At 71.3% G+C, this 21,803-nt stretch carries 26 protein-coding genes; 7 read left to right on the top strand and 19 right to left on the bottom strand.

Translation table 11 applies throughout. The features are described 5' to 3' along the window. The first annotated feature begins 12 nt into the window (after positions 1-12). A complete protein-coding gene (locus IE97_RS0121405) occupies positions 13-744 on the top strand; it encodes a hypothetical protein (RefSeq protein WP_030243011.1) in 732 nt (243 codons plus the stop codon). 24 nt (positions 745-768) lie between these two features. Here IE97_RS0121405 and IE97_RS0121400 read toward each other — a convergent pair whose 3' ends face one another. Further along, positions 769-1,422: a class I SAM-dependent DNA methyltransferase gene (locus IE97_RS0121400; protein WP_030243010.1), complete on the bottom strand. Its 654-nt coding sequence runs from the start codon at positions 1,420-1,422 to the stop codon at positions 769-771. Between the two features lie 91 nt (positions 1,423-1,513). Between IE97_RS0121400 and IE97_RS0121395 the strand changes: the two genes are divergently transcribed. Together IE97_RS0121395 and IE97_RS0121390 are read left to right on the top strand one after the other, a co-directional pair. Continuing rightward, complete coding sequence (locus IE97_RS0121395) at positions 1,514-2,101, top strand: TetR/AcrR family transcriptional regulator (RefSeq protein WP_030243009.1); 588 nt, start codon at positions 1,514-1,516, stop codon at positions 2,099-2,101. A gap of 4 nt (positions 2,102-2,105) precedes the next feature. Further along, on the top strand, positions 2,106-3,299 hold the full coding sequence (locus IE97_RS0121390) for a GDSL-type esterase/lipase family protein (RefSeq protein ID WP_030243005.1): 1,194 nt from the start codon (positions 2,106-2,108) through the stop codon (positions 3,297-3,299). 126 nt (positions 3,300-3,425) lie between these two features. Here IE97_RS0121390 and IE97_RS0121385 read toward each other — a convergent pair whose 3' ends face one another. After that, positions 3,426-3,776, bottom strand: coding sequence for a winged helix-turn-helix transcriptional regulator (locus tag IE97_RS0121385; RefSeq protein WP_030243002.1), 351 nt, complete (start codon positions 3,774-3,776; stop codon positions 3,426-3,428). A 49-nt stretch (positions 3,777-3,825) separates the two neighbouring features. On the opposite strand from IE97_RS0121385, the gene IE97_RS0121380 reads away from it, so the two are divergent. Then, positions 3,826-4,755 (top strand): NAD(P)-dependent oxidoreductase, encoded by a 930-nt coding sequence (locus IE97_RS0121380; RefSeq protein WP_267881793.1) that lies wholly within the window; start codon positions 3,826-3,828, stop codon positions 4,753-4,755. A gap of 35 nt (positions 4,756-4,790) precedes the next feature. Here IE97_RS0121380 and IE97_RS0121375 read toward each other — a convergent pair whose 3' ends face one another. The 5 genes from IE97_RS0121375 to IE97_RS0121355 all read right to left on the bottom strand — a co-directional run bounded on the left by IE97_RS0121375 (position 4,791) and on the right by IE97_RS0121355 (position 11,668). Continuing rightward, a complete protein-coding gene (locus IE97_RS0121375; RefSeq protein ID WP_030243000.1) occupies positions 4,791-6,806 on the bottom strand; it encodes a HelD family protein in 2,016 nt (671 codons plus the stop codon). 51 nt (positions 6,807-6,857) lie between these two features. Then, positions 6,858-7,487, bottom strand: a complete 630-nt coding sequence (locus tag IE97_RS0121370; RefSeq protein ID WP_030242999.1) for a TetR family transcriptional regulator — start codon at positions 7,485-7,487, stop codon at positions 6,858-6,860. A 9-nt stretch (positions 7,488-7,496) separates the two neighbouring features. Continuing rightward, on the bottom strand, positions 7,497-9,734 hold the full coding sequence (locus tag IE97_RS0121365) for a phosphotransferase family protein (RefSeq protein WP_051705061.1): 2,238 nt from the start codon (positions 9,732-9,734) through the stop codon (positions 7,497-7,499). Between the two features lie 297 nt (positions 9,735-10,031). Continuing rightward, positions 10,032-10,748, bottom strand: coding sequence for an HAD family hydrolase (locus IE97_RS0121360; protein ID WP_030242995.1), 717 nt, complete (start codon positions 10,746-10,748; stop codon positions 10,032-10,034). A gap of 26 nt (positions 10,749-10,774) precedes the next feature. Continuing rightward, positions 10,775-11,668, bottom strand: coding sequence for a winged helix-turn-helix domain-containing protein (locus tag IE97_RS0121355; protein WP_051705060.1), 894 nt, complete (start codon positions 11,666-11,668; stop codon positions 10,775-10,777). Between the two features lie 147 nt (positions 11,669-11,815). On the opposite strand from IE97_RS0121355, the gene IE97_RS0121350 reads away from it, so the two are divergent. Further along, positions 11,816-12,004 carry a hypothetical protein gene (locus tag IE97_RS0121350; RefSeq protein ID WP_030242990.1) on the top strand — a complete coding sequence of 63 codons (189 nt, stop codon included), beginning with the start codon at positions 11,816-11,818 and terminating at the stop codon, positions 12,002-12,004. A gap of 38 nt (positions 12,005-12,042) precedes the next feature. On the opposite strand, the gene IE97_RS0121345 is transcribed toward IE97_RS0121350, so the two are convergent. The 3 genes from IE97_RS0121345 to IE97_RS0121335 form a co-directional block, all read right to left on the bottom strand. Then, complete coding sequence (locus IE97_RS0121345) at positions 12,043-12,960, bottom strand: FadR/GntR family transcriptional regulator (RefSeq protein WP_078603330.1); 918 nt, start codon at positions 12,958-12,960, stop codon at positions 12,043-12,045. 250 nt (positions 12,961-13,210) lie between these two features. Then, on the bottom strand, positions 13,211-14,473 hold the full coding sequence (locus tag IE97_RS0121340; RefSeq protein WP_030242987.1) for a GNAT family N-acetyltransferase: 1,263 nt from the start codon (positions 14,471-14,473) through the stop codon (positions 13,211-13,213). 77 nt (positions 14,474-14,550) lie between these two features. Further along, positions 14,551-15,183 (bottom strand): hypothetical protein, encoded by a 633-nt coding sequence (locus IE97_RS0121335; RefSeq protein ID WP_030242986.1) that lies wholly within the window; start codon positions 15,181-15,183, stop codon positions 14,551-14,553. A gap of 212 nt (positions 15,184-15,395) precedes the next feature. Between IE97_RS0121335 and dtd the strand changes: the two genes are divergently transcribed. Continuing rightward, positions 15,396-15,821, top strand: coding sequence for a D-aminoacyl-tRNA deacylase (gene dtd / locus IE97_RS0121330; RefSeq protein ID WP_030242984.1), 426 nt, complete (start codon positions 15,396-15,398; stop codon positions 15,819-15,821). 39 nt (positions 15,822-15,860) lie between these two features. Here dtd and IE97_RS0121325 read toward each other — a convergent pair whose 3' ends face one another. Genes IE97_RS0121325 through IE97_RS0121315 form a run of 3 tightly spaced genes read right to left on the bottom strand, consistent with a single transcriptional unit; the run spans position 15,861 to position 17,893 of the window. Beyond that, positions 15,861-16,826, bottom strand: coding sequence for a YgfZ/GcvT domain-containing protein (locus IE97_RS0121325; protein ID WP_030242982.1), 966 nt, complete (start codon positions 16,824-16,826; stop codon positions 15,861-15,863). 10 nt (positions 16,827-16,836) lie between these two features. Then, entirely contained in the window at positions 16,837-17,274 is a 438-nt protein-coding gene (locus IE97_RS0121320; protein WP_030242979.1) for a Fur family transcriptional regulator, read from the bottom strand. Between the two features lie 43 nt (positions 17,275-17,317). Then, positions 17,318-17,893 (bottom strand): FABP family protein, encoded by a 576-nt coding sequence (locus IE97_RS0121315; protein ID WP_030242977.1) that lies wholly within the window; start codon positions 17,891-17,893, stop codon positions 17,318-17,320. Between the two features lie 203 nt (positions 17,894-18,096). Here IE97_RS0121315 and IE97_RS0121305 point away from each other — a divergent pair, with 203 nt between their 5' ends. After that, positions 18,097-18,459, top strand: coding sequence for a DsrE family protein (locus IE97_RS0121305; protein WP_030242974.1), 363 nt, complete (start codon positions 18,097-18,099; stop codon positions 18,457-18,459). On the opposite strand, the gene IE97_RS40570 is transcribed toward IE97_RS0121305, so the two are convergent. The 6 genes from IE97_RS40570 to IE97_RS0121285 all read right to left on the bottom strand — a co-directional run bounded on the left by IE97_RS40570 (position 18,377) and on the right by IE97_RS0121285 (position 21,574). Next, a complete protein-coding gene (locus IE97_RS40570; RefSeq protein ID WP_324608019.1) occupies positions 18,377-18,844 on the bottom strand; it encodes a VOC family protein in 468 nt (155 codons plus the stop codon). The genes IE97_RS0121305 and IE97_RS40570 overlap by 83 nt on opposite strands. Positions 18,845-18,882: 38 nt before the next feature. Beyond that, positions 18,883-19,143, bottom strand: coding sequence for a DUF3099 domain-containing protein (locus IE97_RS0121300; RefSeq protein ID WP_030242971.1), 261 nt, complete (start codon positions 19,141-19,143; stop codon positions 18,883-18,885). Between the two features lie 90 nt (positions 19,144-19,233). Next, positions 19,234-19,521 carry a DUF1416 domain-containing protein gene (locus IE97_RS0121295; protein WP_003991226.1) on the bottom strand — a complete coding sequence of 96 codons (288 nt, stop codon included), beginning with the start codon at positions 19,519-19,521 and terminating at the stop codon, positions 19,234-19,236. A 41-nt stretch (positions 19,522-19,562) separates the two neighbouring features. Then, positions 19,563-20,408: a sulfurtransferase gene (locus tag IE97_RS0121290; RefSeq protein ID WP_030242960.1), complete on the bottom strand. Its 846-nt coding sequence runs from the start codon at positions 20,406-20,408 to the stop codon at positions 19,563-19,565. Positions 20,409-20,545: 137 nt separating this feature from the next. Beyond that, positions 20,546-20,626, bottom strand: a complete 81-nt coding sequence (locus IE97_RS43815; RefSeq protein ID WP_350310325.1) for a putative leader peptide — start codon at positions 20,624-20,626, stop codon at positions 20,546-20,548. Positions 20,627-20,827: 201 nt separating this feature from the next. Continuing rightward, complete coding sequence (locus IE97_RS0121285) at positions 20,828-21,574, bottom strand: DUF2993 domain-containing protein (protein ID WP_030242956.1); 747 nt, start codon at positions 21,572-21,574, stop codon at positions 20,828-20,830. Between the last annotated feature and the right edge of the window lie 229 nt (positions 21,575-21,803).

Below are 21,803 nucleotides of genomic sequence, written 5' to 3'. Positions count from 1 at the left end.
TGATCTGCACTCATGACGACCCCGCAGCAAGCCCTGGTCCGGTACGCCGCCCGTAACAACGCCGAGTGGTGTGCGGCGATGTGCCGGGCTCATGGGGTGGCGAGTGAGTTCGGGGGCGAGGCCTGGGTCGCTGCGGGACGGACGCCGTCGTACTACCCCGACGCGGTGACGCTGGAGCCCGGCGCCGACCGGGAGGCGCTCGTGGCGCGGGTCGATACGGCAGCCCCCGGCGCCGCGGTCAAGGACAGCTTCGCCGATCTCGATCTGGCGGCGGCCGGATTCCATGTGCTGTTCGACGCCCAGTGGATCCACCGCCCGGCGGGCGCCGCGGCGCCCCGTACCGCGCCGGAGCCGGCGGGTCTCGCGTGGGAGGTGGCGGGCGATCGGGACGCGCTGCGGGACTGGGCACTGGCCTGGGACGACGGGGGTGGCGACGCGAGTCTCTTCCGGGACGGGCTGCTCGCCGACCCGGAGACGTTCGTGATCTCGGGGCGGTCCGCGGGTGGCCGGGTGGTCGCCGGGGCGGTGGCCACCCGTAGCGAGCGGGTGGTCGGCGTGTCCAACGTCTTCGCAGGGGGCGGCCTCGGGCCCGACGCGGCCTGGTCGACGGTGCTGTCCGCGCTCGACCGGCTCTTTCCCGCCCTGCCTGTGGTCGGTTACGAACAGGGCGACGACCTGACGGCGGCCGTCCGGCACGGCTTCGAGCCGGCCGGCGCGCTGCGGGTGTGGCTGCGCGACGGGTAGCACACCCGCGGGGACGACGCCCCTCTACCGCGGCTTGGACGCCAGGAACGTGCCGTACTGCCGCTTGGCCCCGTCCTCCGGCTCCTGCACCACACGTGTCATGACGACCAGCCCGGCCCGGTGGAGGAGTTCGGCGATCCGGTCCGGAGGCAGCAGGTACGACTCGTAGGACACCGGATGGCCGCCGTAGGCGTGCGTCGGACGCAGGTGCTCGCCGTTGCCCACGTGGCCGGCCAGCATCAGTACGCCACCGGGGGCGAGGGCGCGGTGGAACTCGGCGAACACGGTCGGCAGCCACTCCGGTGGGGTGTGGTGGGTGACGTAGTACGCCAGGACGCCGCCGAGTTCGCCGCTGCCGATCTCGAGCGCGGTCATCGAGCCGACGGCGAAGCGGAGTTGCGGGTACGCCGCCCGCGCCAGCTCGATCATCTTCGGCGAGACGTCCACGCCGAACACCGGCACGCCCAGGGCGGCCAGGTGCGCCGTCACCTTTCCCGGACCGCAGCCCAGGTCGGCCACCGGCCCCGCGCCGGAGGACCGTACGAGTTCGGCGAAGGCGGCCAGCATCGCCCGCGACACCGGGTCCAGCTCCGTGGGCTCCTTGACCACTCGGGCGTAATCGGCGGCGACGGTGTCGTAGGACTCCCGGACCGCGGTGACATGAGAGGGCTCGGTCATGCCGCGAAGCTAGCCGACAGCATGACACCCTGGGCTTGCCTATAGCCTTTAGGCAGATACACAATCCCTTATGGAAGTAGGGAGAAGCCCAATGCCACGCGTCGGACTGACGACCGAACGTCTCACCCGGGCCGGCGCCGAACTCGCCGACGAGGTCGGCTTCGACCAGGTCACCGTCTCGGCGCTGGCCCGCCGGTTCGACGTCAAGGTCGCGAGCCTGTACTCGCACGTCAGGAACTCTCAGGACCTCAGGACCCGCATCGCCCTGCTCGCGCTCGCCGAGATGGCCGACCGGGCCGCCGAAGCCCTGGCCGGACGGGCCGGCAAGGACGCCCTGGCCGCGCTCGCGAACGTCTACCGCGACTACGCCCGGGAACACCCCGGCCGGTACGCCGCGGCCCAGCTGCGGCTCGACCCGGAGACCGCGGCCGCGAGCGCCGGTGTCCAGCACGCGCGGATGACCCGGGCGCTGCTGCGCGGCTACGACCTGACCGAACCGGACCAGACCCACGCGGTCCGGTTGCTCGGCAGCGTCTTCCACGGCTACGTCAGCCTGGAGCTGGGCGGCGGTTTCAGCCACAGCGCACCGGACACCGAGGAGACCTGGGCCCGGATCCTCGACGCCCTCGACACGCTGCTGCGGAACTGGCCCGCGGCCCCGACCGATCCCCGAGGCTGACCCCATGCACACCGAGCACGACTGGATCACCACCCCCCTCACGGCGGACCTGCTGCGCGGCGCCCTCGACGCGGAGCGCACCGAGCACGGCCTGCTCCCCCACCGGCTCCCCGCCCGGGCCCGCGCGCAGAACACCAACGCGCAGCTGGCGATGGCCGAGGCCCAGCCCTCGGGCGTACGCCTGGCCTTCCGTACCGCCGCGACCGCCATCGAGCTGGACACGCTGCGCACCAAGCGCGACTACGCCGGTTTCCCGCCGCGCCCGGACGGCTTGTACGACCTGCGCGTCGACGGCCGTCCGGCCGGTCAGGCCGCCGGGACCGGCGGCAACGTCCTCACCGTCGACTTGGCCACCTGGGAGGGCGAGGTCACACCCGGCCCGATCGGCACCGTCCGTTTCACCGGCCTGCCCGCGGGTGACAAGGACGTCGAGATCTGGCTGCCGCACAACGAGACCACGGAGCTCGTCGCCCTGCGCACGGACGCCCCCGTGGCACCCGTGCCGGACCGGAGGCGCCGGGTGTGGCTGCACCACGGCAGCTCGATCAGCCACGGTTCGGACGCCGCGAGCCCCACGGCCATCTGGCCCGTGATCGCCGCGTCCCGCGGCGGCGTGGAACTGATCAACCTCGGCCTCGGTGGCAGCGCGATGCTCGACCCGTTCACCGCGCGCGCCATGCGGGACACCCCGGCCGACCTGATCAGCGTCAAGATGGGCATCAACATCGTCAACCAGGACGCGATGCGGCTGCGCGCCTTCACCCCGGCCGTGCACGGGTTCCTCGACACGATCCGTGAGGGGCACCCCGACACGCCGCTGCTGCTCGTCTCCCCCATCCACTGCGCCATCCACGAGGACACGCCCGGACCCACCGCTCCGGACCGCGACGCACTCGGCGAGGGCCGGCTGGTCTTCGCCGCGATGGGCGACCCGGCGGAGAAGGCCGCCGGCAAGCTCACGCTCGGTGTCATCCGGGAGGAACTCTCCCGGATCGTGCGGCGGCGCGCCGCCGACGACCCGAACCTCCACTACCTCGACGGCCTCGAGCTGTACGGCGAGTCCGACGCGGCCCGACTCCCGCTGCCCGACAACGTCCACCCGGACGCCGCCACCCACCGCCACATCGGCGAACGCTTCGGCGAACTGGCCTTCGGCGAGCAAGGGGCCTTCGCGGTACCGCGGGACCTCACCGCGTAGGCGGCCGGGCGAACACCCACTTTTTTGTGGGTACTGGGCAACGCCCGGCCACCCGGGGGAAGCTGGTCGCGGAGCGGCAGCCGAGAAGCGAGACGCCGGAGCGGGCGAGGACGGAGGTGGCGTACATCAGGAGGCCGGCCGGGCGGCCTCGTCCAGTTTCTCCAGGCGACGGTGGCCCCAGTCGGACAACGGGGCCAGCGCCTCGGCGAGTTCACGGCCGAACCCGGTCAGGGAGTATTCGGTCTTCGGCGGCAGCACGTCGTACACCTCCCGGTGCACCAGCCCGTCCGCTTCCATCTCGCGCAGCGCCTGTGTCAGCACCTTCTCGGTGAGCCCGGGCAGTTGCCGGCGCAGTTCCCCCGGTCGGTGCGGGCCCGACTCCAGCAGCCACAGCAGGGCTGTCTTCCACTTGCCGTCGATCACGGCGATCGCGGCAGTCACTCCGCAGACGTCCGCGTCCAGGCGCCGTCGGGTCATCTTCGCCCCATTCGTCATCCAAGGTCATCGCACTCGAAGGAGTCCCAGCGTGTCCACGTACAGCACGCCCCCGTCCCCGGGCTATTCCGGCAACCAGCCCGCCGGCACCACCGCCACGGTCACCGTCCTCGGGCTGGGCCCGATGGGCCGGGCACTGGCCGGAGCGTTCCTGGACGCGGGGTTGCGCACCACCGTATGGAACCGCACACCGGGACGGGAAGGGGAGCTCCTCGACCGCGGTGCGGCGGGCGCCGCGTCGGTGGCGGAGGCGGTGGCCGCGAGCGAGGTGACCGTCGTCTGCGTGGTGAACTACGACGCCGCCGACGCCGTCCTGCGCCAGGACGAGGTCGCCACCGCCCTCAAGGGCCGTACCGTCGTGAACCTGACCGCCGACACCCCGGACCGGGCCAGGGGCACCGCCGACTGGGCCGCCGCCCACGGCATCCGCTACCTGGACGGCGCGATCATGACCCCCACGACCACCATCGGCACACCCGACGCCGTGTTCCTGCACAGCGGACCTGCCGGTCTCTACGAGGAACTGGCGCCCGTACGGGAGGCGCTGGGCGGTACCCACACCCACCTCGGCGAGGACCCGGGCCGGGCCGCGGCCTACGACATCGCCCTGCTCGACATCTTCTGGACGGCGATGGCGGGCTACGCGCACGCCCTGGCGGTGGCCCGCGCCGAGGGCGTCCCGGCGGGCGAACTCGCCCCCTTCGCGCAGGGCATCGGCGCGATCCTCCCCCCGCTGTTCGCCGAGACCGCGGCGGACGTCGACACCGGTACCTACTCCGGCGAGGGCAATCCGCTCACCTCGGCCGTGTCGTCCATGGCCCACATCGTGCACGTCTCCGAGGCCCACGGCATCGACGCCGGCGTCATGCGCGCGGCCGAGGGCATGGCCCGGCGCGCCATCGGGCTGGGGCACGGGCAGGACGGCTTCATCCGGATCGCGGAGGTCATCGGGCGGCGGTGAGGCCTCCGCACGGCGGGCCCGGGGAGGCCCTGCGGTCAGAACGGCAGCGGCCTCCCCCGCACCACCTCCAGCCGCGACACCGCCCGCGTCAGCACCACGTACAGCCGGTGCAGGCCCCGTTCCTCCGCCGCGGCGATGGCCGCCGGCTCGACGACCACGACATGGTCGTACTCGAGTCCCTTGACCACGCTCGCCGGGACCAGGGACAGCCGCGCGCCGAGTTCCTCCGGGCCCGCCGCCTCGATACCGGCCGCGTCCAGCGCCGCCCGCACCCGGGGCACGTCCGCGTCCGCCGCGACGACCCCGACCGAGCCCTCGCGCCCCAGGGCCTCCCGTACGGCCTCCACGACGGCCGCGGGCACCCCGTCCGCGGTCGTCTCCCGCATCCGCAACTCCCCGTCCCGGCGCAGCGAACGGGCCGCAGGCACGTCCACGTCCAGCCGCTCCAGGAGCCGGTTGGCGAGCCCGACGACCGCCTGCGGCACGCGGAAGCCGGTGGTCAGCGTGACCACGGCCGCGTCCGGCTTGCCGAGGTGCGCGAGGACCGTCCGCCACGACCGTGCCGCCCAGGGCGTCGTCCCCTGAGCCAGGTCGCCCAGCACCGTCAGCGAGCCGAAACGAGCCCGGCGGGCGACGGCCCGGCACTCCATCGGGGACAGGTCCTGCGCCTCGTCGACGACGACATGCCCGTACCCCTCCGGGTGCCCGATCAGGCCCGCGACCTCGTCGAGGAGCACCAGATCGGCGGCCGACCAGCGCGCCGACTTCCACGACCGGGGCGGCTTCCGCCACAGCAGCGCCTCCTGCTCAGCCGGGTCCAGCAGCCCCTCGGCGGACTCCGCCAACGCCCCCTCGTCGCCGAGCAGTTCGGCCAGGACCTCCTCGGGCCGGACCCGGGGCCAGACGGCGTCGACATACGCGGACACCGGCCGGGCCCGCTCGACGCGCCGTACCCAGGCGTTCGGGGGCGGCCCGGCCCGACGCTCCGCCTGCTCCCGCAGACACCGCACGATCCGTGCCCGCACCCGCTCCCGCCCGACCCCGTACGGCGGCTCCTCCGCACGGACGTCCGTGACGATCCTCGCGAGTTCGGCCTCCGGCACCCGCCAGCGGTACGACCCGTCCGGCACGGCGAGCGGACCGGCCCCCTCGGTGCGCACCCGCGCGTACAGCGCCCGCCGCAGCACCTCCGCCATCCGGGCGTCGTGCTTGACGACGGCGGCGGACTCGTCGTCGGCACCGCGGACCGGCCACCGGGCGATCTCCTCGGCGAGCGTCGACTGCCGCACACCCGTCTCACCGAGGGCGGGCAGAACCTCCGCGATGTACGACAGGAACGTGCGGTTGGGGCCAAGGATCAGCAGACCGCCGCGCCGGATGCGCTGCGGGTGGGTGTAGAGGAGGTACGCGGCCCGGTGCAGGCCCACGGCGGTCTTGCCGGTGCCGGGCGCCCCCTGCACGCACACCGACATCGCCAGGTCTCCTCGTACCAGGTCGTCCTGCTCGGGCTGGATGGTCGCGGCGATGTCCCGCATGGGCCCGACGCGGGGCCGTTCGATCTCCCGCGCGACGATCTCACTGGTCCGCGTCTCCCCCTGCCCCAGGTGCTCGTCCTCCAGGCCGGTGAGGTCGGCGGAGTCGCCCCGGCTGCCGGGCGCCCACCCGAACCGCCGGCGCACGGCGACGCCCTGCGGATCACGCGCGGAGGCCTGGTAGAAGGCGCGCGATACGGGTGCGCGCCAGTCGACGACGAGGGGCGGCTCGGCCGGGTGCTCGGAGATCCGCAGCCGCCCGATGTGCAACTCCCCCTCCTCGCCCCGCAGGGCCCCGAAGAACAACGGCCCCTCGGGCAGTTCCCGCAGCGCCTTGGCCCGGCTGCGCAGCCGGTATCCGAGGACCTCGGCATCGGCACCGGAGGCGGAGACGTCCTCCCCGGTGACGACCTGTTCACCGGCGCCCTCGACCATCGCGGCGAGGGCGTCCCGGCAGCGCTCGTGATGGGCGCGTTCCCGGTCGAGTACGCGCTGGAGGGCAGGCTCGGTCGACGTCATTCCACCGAGCGTACGCGAAAAACGTAACCGAGTTAAATTTATTACCGTGTATCAGTCGGCTCGTGTGCCGCCCCGGAGGCCCGGCGGCAGCCCCTCCGCCAGCCACCCGAAGGCCCGCTCCGCCGCCGCCACCGCGTCGGCCCGTACGTCCGCCACCCGCTCACCGGCGGCGATCCGCCGCCAGTTCTCCATCGCGAGGATCCGCTGCACGGCCATGATCTGCCCCGCCGCCAGCCGCGCGTCCAGATCACCCCCGAGCGCCTCGGCGAGCGCGGCCTCGGACCGCTCCTGGTGCGTGTGCGCCCGGGCGACCAGGGAGGGCGTCTCGTAGAGCAGGCCGTGGAAGGCGAGCACCCCGGGATCGTCATTGAGCCCGGTCACCGGATCACACCGCTCCAGCCCCGCCAGGAAGTGCCGCCGCAACGCCTCCACCGGCGCGCCCCGGGCCTCCGCCACCACCCGCGCGGCCTCGCCCTCGTGGTCGGCGATCCGGTGCAGCACCAGATCCTCCTTGGCCGGGAAGTACCGGAACAGCGTCGGCTTCGAGATCTCGGCCGCCGCCGCCACCTCGGCCACGGACACCGCGTCGAACCCCTTCTCCAGGAAGAGCCGGATCGCGACGTCCGACACGACCTGGTACATCCGCTGCCTCTTGCGCTCCCGCAGCCCGATCTCGCTCATACGGCGAGCCTACGCAGCGGCGGGCAGAGGGGCGGTCGGCGGTTGTGCGAGGGCGCGGGCGAGGCAGGGGGTGGCGGTGGAGCGCGCCGGGAGGCCGAGGGAGGCGGTGGCGGCGGCCAGGGTCATGGCGTACGAGTCCACGGCCCGCCGCACGTTGGGGGCGTCCAGGCTCGCGCCGGTCACCAGGCGGTCCAGGTCGACGTACGCGGACCGCACGATCTCCAGCCAGCGGTAGACCCGCCAGTCACGGCGCCAGTCACGGGTGTACTCGGCGGGCAGCCGACGCTCCCAGCGGCGGAACATGCGGTCCCGGATCTCCGGCCGGGTCGGCGTCAGGTGCATGTGCCGGACGAGGTCGTACAGGGGGTCACCGACCACGGCCATCTCCCAGTCGATGATGGTCAGAGCCAGGCCGTCGTCGCGCCGTACGAGGTTCCAGGGATTCAGGTCCCCGTGCAGCAGGGCGGGCTCCCGGTGACTCACCTCGTGCCGGGAGAGGATCAGCCGCAGCCGGTCCGCGTCGGGCAGCCCCAGGTGCCGGGCCAGTTGCTGCGACTCCTTCGGCAGGTCACGCACCAGGGAGATGAGCTGGTCCCGCAGCCAGCGGTGGAACCCGCCCTCACCGGCGGCCGGGTCGACCTGCTTGTACCGCACCCGCGTGAGGGCGCACAGCTGGTCCACCAGGCAGTCCGCCTCGTGCGGCAGCAGGCCGTGCACGGGATGGTCGGGCGGCCGGCCGACGTCACCGGGTCCGACGTACGTGTGGATGGCGATGGTGTCGCCCTGGAAGGTCTCGCCCAGCGCCAGCACCCTCGGAGCCGCCACGCCCGTGGAGGACTCCTCGATCGCGTGCAGCACGGCGTGCTCGCTGAGGAAGCCGCGCTCCCGCCGGCACACCTCGGGCAGCTTCCTCCGCACGACCACGGGCGAGTCGAAGCCGGGCACCGACACCACCGTGTTCAGGTGCGCGGTCCCCTTGAACACCCTGCTCGCCGGGGCCGCTCCCTCCGCGAGCAGGGCCTCGCGCACCGCGGTGGGCGGGAAGTCGGGACGCTCCGGCACCCGCCGGTCGGGCCGCCACTCGAACGCCTTCGCGATCCAGGCCCGGCCGCTGATGTCCCCGTTCGTCCGCGACACCAGCCACCGGAACAGGACCCGCCTGATCTCGCCCTCCCCCGGCACACCGCCGAGCCGCAGCGGTTCCGCCGCCGCCTCGAGGGCCCGCCGCACCTGAGCCGTCGCCTCGTCCAGGCTCGTCTGCGTGAACGATTCCTCGATGGACCGGGCGGCCCGCATCACGTCCGGGAAAACCGACTGGGCCCGCTCGAAGGCCAGGTAGTGCCGGAGGTCCTTGGCCAGGCCGTTGACCGCGGCCGGACGGACCTCCTGCATGGCCTCGGCCCACGCGTCGACCACCTCGGCCCACTGATGGGCCGGATACCGCATGCGGACGAGGTGCGTCGCGAGATCGTGCAGCGGATCGCCGTAGGTCGCCAGCTCCCAGTCGACGCAGATGAGGGGGTCGTCCGAGATGAGGGGGTCGTCCGCGGACGACACGATCACGTTGTCGCGGTGCAGATCGGCGTGGAGCAGGCTGTACGGCCGCCGGGCCATGGCCGGGACCCGTCCGGCCAGTCCGGCGAGCGCGTCCTCCCGGATGCCCAGCGCCGCGAACAGACCCCCGAAGGCGGACCAGTTCGGCCGCCTGATCTGCCGGTCGGCCAAGTGGACCAGCGTCCGGAGGAAACCCTGGCTGTCCATGGCGTTACGGGGCCAGACGGGCGGCAGGGCGGGCAGCGCACCCCGCCGCACCTGCGCCATCCGGGCGAGCAGACCGGCCAGCGCCTTGACGAGGAGGGTGTCGACGGGTTTGCCGTTGTCGCAGACGCTGGAGAGCGGCACGCCCTCCACAAAGCTGTGGACCGCGAAGTCGTCCCCGCTGACCAGGCACTCCGGCGCGAGCGGCAGGACTCGCCGCACCGCCTCGAGGATCTCCGCCTCGTTCCGCCAGGTCCGGATGACCACGGGCAGCGCGTCCGGTCGCCGGACACGGACGATGACGGAGGTCCCGGCCTCGCGCCCGACCAGCCGGGCCATGGGCTCCGTCAACGGCAGGACGTGGTTCCGGTGGTGATGGCCGCTGCTCGCCTGCCCCAGTTCGGCGGCCAGTCTGACGAAGGCCCGGCACGTGGCGTCGTGTGAGGCGCGCTCCCCGGGTGAGGGACGGGGAGGAGGGGATGCGCCCACTGGCCGCTCCGGAGGTACGAGAAGGGGGGGACGATATGGCAAACGGTAGGTTCGCGGCCGGCACCGCGCATCGCGGAGTGAGCCATTGAGGGTGGTTTGCCACCCATCTGCAGGAGACTGCGGGAACCCGTTCGATGGTGGCCGGTTGGCCCCTCCCTATACGAACGGGAGTGAGCGTCTGCTCATTCCGTGCGCGGTGCCGGAATGCTACACCCCGGCCGCCACACGGCCCCCTCACGTCTCTCCCGCGTTTTCCGCGCCGGCACGAGCAGGCAAGTGGACCGACAAGGTGACTGACTAGGCTCCGCGCAGCAGCTTCAGCAGCGGCTCCAGGGATTCCAGGACCACATCGGCTCCGGCCTGCTGCAGCGCCTTGGCCTTCCGTTCGTTGCGCGCGTAGCCCAGGAACGGCACCCCCGCCCGTCCCGCGGCCTCGCGGTCGGAGGGCGTGTCTCCGATCATCAGGGCGTCGGACGGAGCGGCTCCCATCGCGCTCAGCGCCCGGTTGAGGCAGTGCGGGTCCGGCTTCAGCTGATGCAGGTCTTGGGTGCGGCCGTAGATGTGCGGGTGGAAGCAGGACACGATGCCGCGGCCGGTGAGGTACTCGACGGCCACGCGCGGGGAGTTGTTGGTGGCGATCGCCAGCCGGGCGCCCACCGCGGTCCAGGTGCGGATCAGTGGGTCCGCGTACGGGGTCGGCATCGCCGAAGACGCGGCCTGCCGTTCCTCCTGGGTGAGGCGTTCCTCCAGGTCGGTGACGAGATCGCTGCCGGGGTGCCGACGGTCGACGGCGCGCAGCACCACATGCGGGTCGAGGGACTCTCGCTCGGTCTCCGACAGCAGGCCGTGCAGGCCCCGCCCCTCCAGCCAGGACACCAGATCGCTCGCCACCCGTTCCGCCGAGTGGTTGGCGAACAGCCGGCATATGGGCCCGTCGAAGTCCCACAGCACCACCCGGGCGCGTCGGATCAGAGTCCGGAGTTCGTGCGTCTCGTTCTCGGTCTCGACTGTCACCGAACCAGTCTGCTTCGCATCAGAAGTCACGAGGAGAGTGTCAGGTCCGACGTGATGGTTTCCCAGAGGGCGTCGAACCACTTCTGGGATTCCTTCACGAACGCCGCATCCCGCTGACCCGCTCGCTTCACGAAGGAGAAGAGGAGCGACTGGGAGCCCAGGACGTCGTACATGTCCAGGGTCTGGCTGCCCCACTCCTCCTCGCGCCTGGTCAGCATGTAGTAGCCGATCAGCGCCTCCTCCTCGTTGAGGAGGTACAGCTTCACCGGCGGTGTGAAGGGCAGCGCGCGGAAGCGGACCCGTACGTCCATGCCGTGGGTGGAGCGCAGGGACAGCAGATTGTGCTGGAGGACCTGCCCCTGGGCGTTGCGCATGGCCAGCCAGCGCTGGTGGACGGGGTTGTCGTCGCCGTGGGCCTCCACGGGCACGGGGAATGCCAGTTCGATGTCTCGGGAGGGGACGAGGATGCGGACGTCGATCGCCTCGGGACGGATCCGGCCCTCGTGGATCAGCCGGAGCGGTTCACCGATCGCGACCATCAGGGTTTCGGCGGTGTGGCAGACCACATCCACGCGCACGCGCCGCGCCGAGAACGCCTCCGTCAACCGTGGAGCGAGCCCCACCATCGTCGGCTGCGGCTCCCCCCGCGCCGGGGCGGGCGCCGCGATCGTCGGCGGGCTGCCCTTGCTGACGTTGGCGAGGAGTCCGTCCTGCTGGAGTGCCCGCACGGCCTGGCGGACGGTGCCGCGTTCCACGCCGAATTCCTCCGCGAGTTCGGCCTGGGTGGGCAGGCGGTCCCCTGGCTTGAGCTCGCCGGTGCGGATGCGTTCCCGCAGGCTGTCGGCGATCTCCTGGGGCGAGAGCCTTCTGCTGCCGTTCGCTGCCACGTTCTCCGTCACGCTCTCCTGGGTCACGACCAAACGCTACAACTCTGATCCATCTGGCGGGAGTTGTTTGAAAGTTGTTTATTACCACCCACCAAGTGGGGACAACTAAATCAGAGTTGGTTGCCAACTTTCCAGAGTTGGCGGAAGTTTTACTTCCGAACTTCCGAAGGGGGAACGCCCATGCCCGCCCTCGCTCTCCTCTCCGCCGCCTTCGTCGTCCTCTTCGAGCAGCTCGTCGAGTGGAAGTACGGTCCGGCCGGCCTCGTCGGCCTGATCCTTCTCACCGTGGGCATCAAGGCCAAGAGCCCGGCGGTCAGCTCCGCCGGAGCGGTCGTGCTCGCGCTGCTGATGACGGGGCCCGCCCTATGAGTCACCGCGCCGCCCCTGATCAACCACCGTGGGAGACGTCAGCTCGTGAGCACCAGCTCCGAACTGATCGTCTCCCACAGTGCGTTGAACCACAGGTGCGACTGCTCGACGAACGTCGTGTCGCGCAGGCCGGGCCCCTGCCCGAAGGAGAACAGCATCGACCGGGTGCCCTGGGCGTCGTACATCTCCATCTGCTCGTGGTCGATCTCGGCCTCCCGGCGCGTCAGCGTGTAGTACGCGAACAGCGCCTCCGCACCGTTGAGCAGGTACAGCTTCACCGGCGGAGTGAAGGGCAGCGCGCGGAACGTGACGTGCACGTCGATGCCGTGCGTGGCGCGCAGGGCCAGCAGGTTGTGCTGCAGCACCTGTCCCTGGGCGTTGCGCATCGCGAGCCACCGCTCGTGCACCCAGTCGTCACCGCGCCCCTCGACCGGCACCGGGAAGGCGAGGTCGATGTCCCGGCTCGGCAGCAGGACCCGGACGTCGACCTTGGCCGGTTTCAGCCGTCCCGCGTGGATCTGCCGCAGGGGCTCACCGATGGCGAGCGTGAGGGAGATGGCGGTCAGGCACACGGCGTCGATCTCGACGTGTTCGGCCGCGAACGCCGTCGCGATCCGGGGCGCGAGGGCCACCGTCGTCGGCAGGGGCGGAGCCCCCGGGCCGGTCAGCGCCCTGGCGGGGCCGGGGGCGACGGTCGCCGGGACGCCCTTGGACATGTTGGTGAGCAGTCGCTCGGACTGCAGGACGCGCAGCGCCTGGCGCACCACACCGCGCTCCACCCCGAACTCCTGGGCCAGCCGGGCCTGGGTGGGCATGCGCTCACCCGGCCGCAGCACTCCTGAACTGATCCGCGCGCGCAGTTCGTCGGCCACCTCGTGATGTGTTCTCTGTGGCCGTTGCGACCTCTTCCGTCCAGTGACGGGGGCGTGTTCCGGGTCCACATATGAACAGTACAACTTCCCGCCATCTTCCGGCAGTTCAGCGAAAGGTGGTTATGAGACGCTTCCAAGCGGAGATAAGTACAGTGAAGTTGGTCGCCAACTCGAGCGACATGGTCAGGACCTTCAACGGTTGGCCACCCGCCACGGGACTCCCCTCCGGAGGGGAGCCGGGAGCCCCGCTCGGCCGGAGCAGCACCGCACAACAACCACAACCGAACAGCTCGCTACGGATGCGGGTCCCTGCCCACGGGCGGAAAGGAGCGGTTCAGAACATGTCCGGGCACCAAGGCCGCCTGGACGTGAGCAGCAGGGCGTCGGCCTTCCGGGCGGCGCCCGCTCGTTCTTCCCGCACCCGCCCCAGCGCCGTCAGCCGCACCACCGACTCGTCCCCGAGCCACAGCGCCCCCAGATCGCCCAGTCCCAAGGTGATGTCCGCGCTCTCGGTGGTCGGCGTACAGGACGCCCCGTCGGCCGAGGCATCCAGCCGGTAACGCCCGCCGGTCAGGCCGTCCACGCCGGCGACCTCCAGCACCAGCGTCCCCTCCCCCGTGTACGTCCGCGCCTGAAGCGCCCGCTCGACGTCCAGGATCCGCACCCACAGCCAGTCCGCCAGCGATGTGATCCTGGCCGCCCGCGGGTCCGGCAGGAAGTGCGGCAGCAGATCGTCGGGCGCCCGCCAGCCGCTCTTGACCGTCGCGACCCAGTCGATCGAACAGAGGTAGTGCCACAGAGCACGCTCGGCGGCCGGTGTCACGCCGGACAGCCACTTCACGGTCGCCGTGTTCAACGGCTGCTTGCCGTCGCCCCAGTTGTCCTCCACCACGTACGCGGCCATGCCCTCGACCTCGCCGGACGACGAGCGGTACACGGCGAAGAAGGGTTGCTTCCACGACGGGTCGAACCGCACGGCGCCGGTCGCCAGCCGCCACCACAGGTCGTCGCGGTCGACGGCACCGGGCAGGACACGGCGCAGCCGCTCGTGCAGCTCGGGGCCGAGCTCGCGGACCTCCTCCCCGTCCACCAGGTCGATCCGCCCGCCGTCCGCCGGCCCCGCCCGGCGCGCGTCCAGGCCGGCGCGCGGCACGTCGACCGTCCACTCGGACATCCAGGTGGCCGGCCCGAAGCCGTACCGGCCGTAGATCGGGTACTCGGCGGCGATCAGCGTCGCGACGACGTCCCCCCGTTCCTTCGCGGCCGCCAGGTCCCGCGCCATCATCCGGCTGAGCAGCCCGCGGCGGCGGTGCGTGGCGGTGACGGTGACCCCCGAGATGGCATCGGCGGGGACGGCCGCCCCGCCCACGGCCGTGAGCCGCTGGTCGAAGGACCGGAAGGTCGCCACGCACCGGCCGCCGTCGAAGGCACCCAGGTAGCGGCCCGGCACGAACCGCCCGCGGCGGCGTTCCTCGACCTCCTCCTCCAACACGACAGGCGTCTGCAGGAAGCCGGTCTTCACAGCACGCAGCCAGTCGGCGAACTCGGCCTCGGTGACGGGGCGTACGTCGATGTCGGCTCGGGGAATGGCGGGCATGAGCTCACGCTAGGCGGAGGGCCGATCGGTGTCGCCCGAATATCCGACCGGCCTTCGCCGTGAGCCCCCCTGGGCGCTCACACCAGCAGGTCGTCGACCTGCGCCTCCCCCTCCCGGTACCGCCGCGCGACCTCCGCGCCGCACTCGTCGGCGGTGCGCTGGAGCCGCTGCCGCCGCCGGGAGATCTGCTGCTCGTAGCGCACGAGCCGCCCCATCGCCGCGTTCAGCTCGGCGTCCGTGCGCGAGGGGAGATCGGACAGCTCGATCTCGGCGAGCGCCTCCGCGGCCAGCCGCCGGTACTCCTCGCCCTGCGGCGTGCCCAGGGTCACGTGACGTGCGGAGGAGCGGGTCCGGGCGGGGGCGTCCCGCAGGATCTCCGCCAGCCGCTCGACCACGGACGCCTCCGCGGGCACGTCGGCGGAGACCGGACCGGCCGGAGCACGCCGCTCCAGCTCGGCCCGCAGGATGTCGATCCGCCCCTGGAGCAGCCGCCGTACGTAGCTGAGGTCGGCCTCGTCCCGCTGGGCGTCGCGGCGCAGCGTGCGCAGCTCGGGCAGGTCCATCGCGGCCAGCTCGCGCTCGGGAGCGTCCGAGGGCAGCCGCGGGCTGTCGGTGCGCTGTGTGGGCGGCCGGTGGTACTCCGTCGCCGCGATCCCCGTGTACGTCGACCAGACAGCCCCCGACTGCTGCCCGGTGCTTGATGTGCTCATGTGCCTCAACCGTCCCCTCGACCGGTGTGTGAAAGCATCGTGCCACCCCAAGTGGCCGCTATGGGAACGAGTGCCCCCGATAGACCCCAGATGGGCGGATAGGCAGCAAAATACGTCCGCGCGCGGCCTGTTGGCGTCCGATGCAAACCACCCGTTCGTGCCATGAGCAAACCGCCCCGGGCCTCGCGTTCACCGCCCTGCATGATGGACGTATGCGAGCAGTGGTGCAGAGGGTGGACGGCGCGAGCGTCGTCGTGGACGGCGAGACGGTGGGCGCGATCGAGGGCGAGGGGCTGTGCGTCCTGGTCGGCGTGACCCACGAGGACACCAAGGAGAAGGCCGCCCAGCTGGCCCGGAAGCTGTGGTCGATCCGCATGCTGCACGACGAGAAGTCCTGCAGCGACATCGACGCCCCGCTCCTGGTGATCAGCCAGTTCACCCTCTACGGCGACGCCCGCAAGGGCCGCCGCCCCACCTGGAACGCCGCCGCCCCCGGCGATGTCGCCGAACCGCTGGTCGACGAGGTGGTCGCCCAGCTGCGCTCCCTGGGCGCGACGGTGGCGACGGGCCGCTTCGGCGCGGCGATGAGGGTATCGCTCACGAACGACGGCCCGTTCACCGTGCAGATCGAAATCTGACCCGAAAGGTCTACAAGCGTCAAAGCCGTAGAACAGGCCCTACGGCTCGACGACGACTTCCTGGGCGGCGGCGGTGTCCCCGGCCACCAGCGGCGCGTCCACGGGCACGTTCCGCTTCACCAGGGCGAGGGCGACCGGCCCGAGCTCGTGGTGGCGCGCGGAGGTCGTGATGAAACCGACCTTCCGGCCGTCGGGGCCGTCGTCCGCGAGGCGGATCTCGGTGCCGGCGGCCGGCAGGTGGACCTCGCTGCCGTCCAGGTGCAGGAAGACCAGCCGGCGCGGCGGCTTGCCCAGGTTCTGCACCCGGGCGACCGTCTCCTGCCCCCGGTAGCAGCCCTTCTGCAGGTGCACCGCCGAGCCGATCCAGCCCAGCTCGTGCGGGATCGTGCGGTGGTCGGTCTCGAAACCGAGCCGGGGCCGGTGCTGCTCCACGCGCAGCGCCTCGTGGGCCAGGATCCCGGCGGGCGGCCCCGCCTGCTCCGCGTACGTCTCCAGCTCGGCGCGCGGCAGGAACAGATCACGCCCGTACGGCGTCTCCCGTACGACGACGCCCTCCGGCACCTCGGCGATCGAACCGGCCGGCAGGTGCACCACCGCGATGCCGTCCGTCCGGTCGGTGACCTCGACCTTGTAGAAGAACTTCATCGACTCCAGGTACGCGATCAGCGCGTCCTGGGTGCCCGGCTCCACATGGGCCCAGACCGTGTCACCGTCGTCGACGAGGTACAGCGCGTGCTCGATGTGGCCGTTCGCGGAGAGGATCAGCGCCTCGGTCGCCCGGCCCGCCGGGAGCTCGCTCACGTGCTGGGTGAGCAGCAGGTGCAGCCAGGCCAGCCGGTCCTCGCCGGTGACGGTGACGACCCCCCGGTGCGAGAGGTCCACGAAACCGGTGCCGTCGGCGAGGGCACGCTGCTCGCGGAACAGGTCACCGTAGTGGGCGGCGACACCTTCGTCCGCGCCCTCGGCGGGGACGGCGCCGGGCAGGGTCAGCAGGGGGCTCTTCATATCCCTAAGCCTACGACTCGGTAGTTGAAGCCTTGAGCGTGCAGTCCTCGCACCGGCCGAAGATCGCGAAGTGCTTCATGTCGGTGTCGAACCCGAACGTCTGCCGCAGCTTGTCGGTGAACTCGGCGGCCACGGCGACGTCCGCCTCGATGACCTCCTGGCAGTCCCGGCACACCAGGTGGAGGTGGTGGTGCCGGTCCGCGAGGTGATACGTCGGCGCCCCGTGCCCCAGATGCGCATGGCTGACCAGCCCGAGCTCCTCCAGGAGCTCCAGCGTCCGGTACACCGTGGAAATGTTGACCCCCGACGCCGTCTTCCTCACTTCCACGAGGATGTCGTCGGGGGTCGCGTGCTCCAGGGTGTCCACGGCTTCGAGCACGAGTTGCCGCTGCGGGGTCAGCCGGTAGCCGCGCTGCCGCAGATCGCTCTTCCAGTCGGTGCTCACCACGGCGTCCAGTCTAGGCCGGGGCCCTGCACAACGTGGGCGGAGACTACTTGAAGAAGGCGATGCCGTCGTCCGGCATGTCGTCGGGCAGGGCCTTGGCCCAGCGCTCGACCTCCTCCGGGGTGACGACCTTCTTCAGGTGGGCCGACATGTAGGGGCGCAGCTCGACCTCGGGGGTCTGCTTCTCGCCGACCCACATCAGGTCACTCTTGACGTAGCCGTACAGCCGCTTGCCGCCGCTGTAGGGCTGGGACGCGGCCGTCCGGGCCACGGCGTCCGTCACGAGGTCGATCTGGGGCTTCTGGTCGGCCAGTTCGCCGTACCAGATCTCGATGACGCCGTCGTCGCGGGTCATCGTCACCTCGACCTTGCGGTCGGCGTCGATGCGCCAGAAGCCGTGCTCGGACTCCAGCGGCCGGACCTTGTTGCCGTCCTTGTCCAGCACCCAGGAATGGGAGTGGTACTCGAGGAAGTCCCGGCCGTCGTGGGTGAAGGTGACCTCCTGGCCGAAGTTGCACTTCTCGGAGCCGGGGAAGTCGTGCACCCCGGCCCCCGCCCAGTTGCCGAGCAGGAAGGCGAGCGGGACGAGGTCCTTGTGCAGGTCGGACGGGATCTCGATCATGGGAACTTCCTAGACGTGGGTCAGCGCTGGCCCTGGTACAGCTTCTTCACGGTCAGTCCGGCGAAGGCGATGACGCCGACGGCGACCAGGACCAACAGGATTTCGAAGAAAAGCTCCACGGGGTGCTCCTTGAGCGGGTGCGGATGTGTGCACAGGGCCGGGGGCCAGCTTACGCGGACGCCTTCGGCACTACGATTCCGGCTATGGCGAAGAAGCTGGTGATCAAGGTGACGGCAGGGGCCGACGCCCCTGAGCGGTGCTCGCAGGCGTTCACGGTGGCGGCGGTGGCGGTCGCCAGCGGCGTCGACGTCTCCCTGTGGCTGACCGGCGAGTCCTCCTGGTTCGCGCTGCCCGGCCGCGCCGCCGAGTTCGAGCTGCCGCACGCGGCCCCGCTGCCGGACCTGCTGGACTCGGTCCTGGCGGCCGGCCGCATCACGCTGTGCACCCAGTGCGCGGCCCGGCGCGAGATCACGGAGAAGGACGTCATCGACGGCGTCCGCATCGCGGGCGCGCAGGTCTTCGTCCAGGAGGCGCTGGCGGACGGGACACAGGCGCTCGTCTACTGAGCCTGCGGGCCCTTGGTCGCCTCCGTGTAGAGGCAGAAGGGGTGACCCGCCGGGTCCAGCAGCACCCGGCGTGAGCCTGCGGCTGGAAGTCGGCGAGCCGTGCACCCTCGGCGACGGCCCGCGCGGTCTCCCGCTCCACATCGTCGACCTCGATGTCGAGGTGGACCATCATCTGCTGCCGGTCCGGGCCGCTCGGCCAGACGGGCGGCACGTAGGCGGGCTCGGTCTGGAAGGACAGCCCCGTACCGCCGTCGGGCGGGCGGATGTGCACCCAGTCCGGGCCGTCCTCGTCCCGCCAGACGCCCCATCCGGGCAGCAGCCGCAGATAGAAGGCGGCCAGCTCCCGTGCGTTCGGCGCGTCCAGAACCGCCGCTGTCAGCCTCATGGATGCCCGGATACCCCGCGCGGACAAGACGACGCCGCTCACCGCGGCCGCTTCTTGCCGTCCAGTTCGTCCCACCACTCGTCGGACTGCGGATCCCCGGACGGGTCGTCCCACCAGCGGTCCTCGGGCCCCCGCCGGTTCGCGACCATGGCCGCGACGGGCGGGATGACCATGGCTACGACACACATCCCCACGGCCACGGGGATCGACCACAGCCGCACGACACCCCACGCCAGGACGAACAGCGCGATGCAGCAGCCCATCATCACGAAGTAGCTCCGCCGCCGCCGTGCGTACATATGTCCAGCGTAGGTCCGGGCAGGCCGAAGGGCCGCACCCCAGGCGTCCAACCCGGGGGGTGCGGCCCCTACTGGCCCTGCTCGTCGCCGTCAGACGGCGATCGCGACCTCCGCCAGTCCGCCCTGCTGGGCGACGACCGTGCGGTCGGCGGTGGCGCCGGGCACGAGGGCACGGACCGTCCAGGTGCCCTCGGCCGCGTAGAAGCGGAACTGTCCGGTCGCCGAGGTGGGCACCTCGGCCGTGAACTCACCGGTCGAGTCCAGCAGACGGACGTACCCGACCACGGGCTCGCCGTCCTTGGTCACCTGACCCTGGATCGTGGTCTCACCGGGCTTGATCGTCGAGGCGTCGGGGCCGCCGGCCTTCGCACCGCACATGTCGTACTCCTGAGGTCGTCTGGAAAGGTCGGTCGGGTTGCTTACTTGTTGGCGCCGAGCTCGATCGGCACGCCCACCAGGGAGCCGTACTCGGTCCAGGAGCCGTCGTAGTTCTTGACGTTCTCCACACCCAGCAGCTCGTGCAGCACGAACCAGGTCAGCGCGGAGCGCTCACCGATACGGCAGTAGGCGATGGTGTCCTTGGCCAGGTCGACGCTCTCCTCCTCGTAGAGGGCCTTGAGCTCCTCGTCCGACTTGAAGGTGCCGTCGTCGTTGGCGTTCTTGGACCACGGGATGTTGCGGGCGCTCGGCACGTGGCCGGGGCGCTGGGACTGCTCCTGCGGCAGGTGGGCCGGGGCGAGCAGCTTGCCGGAGAACTCGTCGGGCGAGCGCACGTCGACGAGGTTCTGCGAACCGATGGCGGCCACCACGTCATCGCGGAAGGCGCGGATGGACGTGTCCTGGGCCTTGGCCTTGTAGTCCGTCTTCGGGCGCTCCGGCACCTCGTCGCCGGCGACCAGCTCGCGCGCGTCGAGCTCCCACTTCTTGCGGCCGCCGTCGAGGAGCTTGACGTTCTCGTGGCCGTACAGCTTGAAGTACCAGTACGCGTACGAGGCGAACCAGTTGTTGTTACCGCCGTACAGGACCACCGTGTGGTCGTTGGCGATGCCCTTCTCCGACAGGAGCTTCTCGAAGCCCTCCTGGTCGATGAAGTCACGGCGCACCGGGTCCTGGAGGTCCTGGGTCCAGTCGATGCGGATCGCGTTCTTGATGTGGTTCTTCTCGTAGGCGGACGTGTCCTCGTCCACCTCGACGATGGCGATGGTCGGGTCGTCCAGGTGCTCCTGGAGCCAGTCGGCGTCGACCAGGACGTCGCTGCGGCTCATGCTGTTTCTCCTCCGGGGCAGTTACGGCGGGGCATACGAGGTCTGCGGGCACGCGCCCATGACCAGGGCGGCGCACGGGTGCCCTTGATGCAGGGCGGCGGGGATGCGCGCGTCGGCGCCACGGCCGACGCGATCGCTCAGAAGGTGCGACAGAGCATGGCGGCGACGCGGCACAGGTCTACTGCCCGCCGCTTCGTGAGATCCGCCTGTCGCTTCATGCCGTCGATCGTAGGGACGCCAGGGTGCGCGTGTCACCGGCGTGTCGCATACTGAGACGAGATGATCCGAAATGTGGGACCGGAAGGGTGTACGGGGGCTCAGCACGAGGGCCGGAGCCCAAAGGACCGACCATCACATCTGAGCCGCGGACGCCGCTGTCTCACCCACCGGACACTGCTGGTCCGCCGCCTTGCGCGTTCCTACCCGGCCAGGCGGACGTTGGAACCCTTCACCGTGATCTCGACGCCGTCCGGGGCGGCCTGGACCTGGTCGAGCTGGATGCCGCCCGGGAGGCCGTCGATCTTCTGCTGGAAGTCGGTGATGGACCGGACCCGGTTCTCGGCGAGGTCGACTCCGGCGAACTTCGGCAGGCCGTCGGCCTTCACCCGCACGGTGCCGCCGTCGACGACGGTCACCGAGCTGAGCACGGAGACGGGTTCCGGCAGCTCGTTGCCGAGGACGGTGGCCTCGACCGTGACCTTGATCTTGCCGTTGCCGCCGTCGGAGAGGCCGACGACGTTGGCGGTGACGCCCGGGGCGACCTGGGTGGGCTCCGACTTCGCCGTCTTCAGCAGCTCGTCGTAGGCGATGGTCGCCGTGCCGGTGGCGCTGGTGGCGGTGGCGGAGCTGTAGTCGCCGGAGAACTCGACGCCCTTCATGTCGGCGCGGAGGTCGTCGATACGGATCTTCTGGGCGCCGTCGCCGTTGCCCGTGGCCGCCTCGTAGTTCTTGATGCCGACCTCGATGTCGTCCAGGGAACCACCGACGACCTGGGTGAGGAACGGGAAGCCCTTGATGGACACGTCCGGGGTGGCGGCGAGGTTCTCGGTGGTCTTCAGGCGGTCCGCGGCCTCGTCCTCGGCGAAGTTGACGGCGAGGCGGTCGGCGATCACGAAGAGTCCGCCGAGGATCACGACGAAGATCAGCAGTATTCGCAGTGCGCGCATTCGGTGTGTCCCCCACCGGTCCGGAGTTCGACGACCCGGTGGCCGTCCCTTGCGTGAGGGTAACCCCCGTGAGGTGGTGGCCCCGGCTTTGTCGATCATCTGTGACAGGGGGGTGCTCGGCGTTGGTGCCGGGGCCGGGTGGGTCCGCAGCCCGGCGGTGCGGGGTGCCTCCCCCAAGTTCTCGGCTTCGCTCGAACAGGGGGGACCCCCACGCCCACCCGTGCCGCCC

The sequence above is a fragment of the Streptomyces sp. NRRL S-455 genome, assembly GCF_000717875.1.
In the GTDB taxonomy this organism is placed as follows: Bacteria; Actinomycetota; Actinomycetes; order Streptomycetales; family Streptomycetaceae; genus Streptomyces.
The sequence above is the reverse complement of the archived record's forward strand: the minus strand, read 5'-3'. Positions and strand labels throughout refer to the sequence as shown.

Bases quoted from the DNA above. Each gene is read 5' to 3' on its own strand.
- IE97_RS0121405 (WP_030243011.1), top strand. From the start codon at position 13: ATGACGACCCCGCAGCAAGCCCTGGTCCGGTACGCCGCCCGTAACAAC.
- IE97_RS0121400 (WP_030243010.1), bottom strand. From the start codon at position 1,422: ATGACCGAGCCCTCTCATGTCACCGCGGTCCGGGAGTCCTACGACACC.
- IE97_RS0121395 (WP_030243009.1), top strand. From the start codon at position 1,514: ATGCCACGCGTCGGACTGACGACCGAACGTCTCACCCGGGCCGGCGCC.
- IE97_RS0121390 (WP_030243005.1), top strand. From the start codon at position 2,106: ATGCACACCGAGCACGACTGGATCACCACCCCCCTCACGGCGGACCTG.
- IE97_RS0121385 (WP_030243002.1), bottom strand. From the start codon at position 3,776: ATGACCCGACGGCGCCTGGACGCGGACGTCTGCGGAGTGACTGCCGCG.
- IE97_RS0121375 (WP_030243000.1), bottom strand. From the start codon at position 6,806: ATGACGTCGACCGAGCCTGCCCTCCAGCGCGTACTCGACCGGGAACGC.
- IE97_RS0121370 (WP_030242999.1), bottom strand. From the start codon at position 7,487: ATGAGCGAGATCGGGCTGCGGGAGCGCAAGAGGCAGCGGATGTACCAG.
- IE97_RS0121350 (WP_030242990.1), top strand. From the start codon at position 11,816: ATGCCCGCCCTCGCTCTCCTCTCCGCCGCCTTCGTCGTCCTCTTCGAG.
- IE97_RS0121340 (WP_030242987.1), bottom strand. From the start codon at position 14,473: ATGCCCGCCATTCCCCGAGCCGACATCGACGTACGCCCCGTCACCGAG.
- IE97_RS0121335 (WP_030242986.1), bottom strand. From the start codon at position 15,183: ATGAGCACATCAAGCACCGGGCAGCAGTCGGGGGCTGTCTGGTCGACG.
- dtd (WP_030242984.1), top strand. From the start codon at position 15,396: ATGCGAGCAGTGGTGCAGAGGGTGGACGGCGCGAGCGTCGTCGTGGAC.
- IE97_RS0121325 (WP_030242982.1), bottom strand. From the start codon at position 16,826: ATGAAGAGCCCCCTGCTGACCCTGCCCGGCGCCGTCCCCGCCGAGGGC.
- IE97_RS0121315 (WP_030242977.1), bottom strand. From the start codon at position 17,893: ATGATCGAGATCCCGTCCGACCTGCACAAGGACCTCGTCCCGCTCGCC.
- IE97_RS0121305 (WP_030242974.1), top strand. From the start codon at position 18,097: ATGGCGAAGAAGCTGGTGATCAAGGTGACGGCAGGGGCCGACGCCCCT.
- IE97_RS40570 (WP_324608019.1), bottom strand. From the start codon at position 18,844: ATGAGGCTGACAGCGGCGGTTCTGGACGCGCCGAACGCACGGGAGCTG.
- IE97_RS0121300 (WP_030242971.1), bottom strand. From the start codon at position 19,143: ATGTACGCACGGCGGCGGCGGAGCTACTTCGTGATGATGGGCTGCTGC.
- IE97_RS0121295 (WP_003991226.1), bottom strand. From the start codon at position 19,521: ATGTGCGGTGCGAAGGCCGGCGGCCCCGACGCCTCGACGATCAAGCCC.
- IE97_RS0121290 (WP_030242960.1), bottom strand. From the start codon at position 20,408: ATGAGCCGCAGCGACGTCCTGGTCGACGCCGACTGGCTCCAGGAGCAC.
- IE97_RS43815 (WP_350310325.1), bottom strand. From the start codon at position 20,626: ATGAAGCGACAGGCGGATCTCACGAAGCGGCGGGCAGTAGACCTGTGC.
- IE97_RS0121285 (WP_030242956.1), bottom strand. From the start codon at position 21,574: ATGCGCGCACTGCGAATACTGCTGATCTTCGTCGTGATCCTCGGCGGA.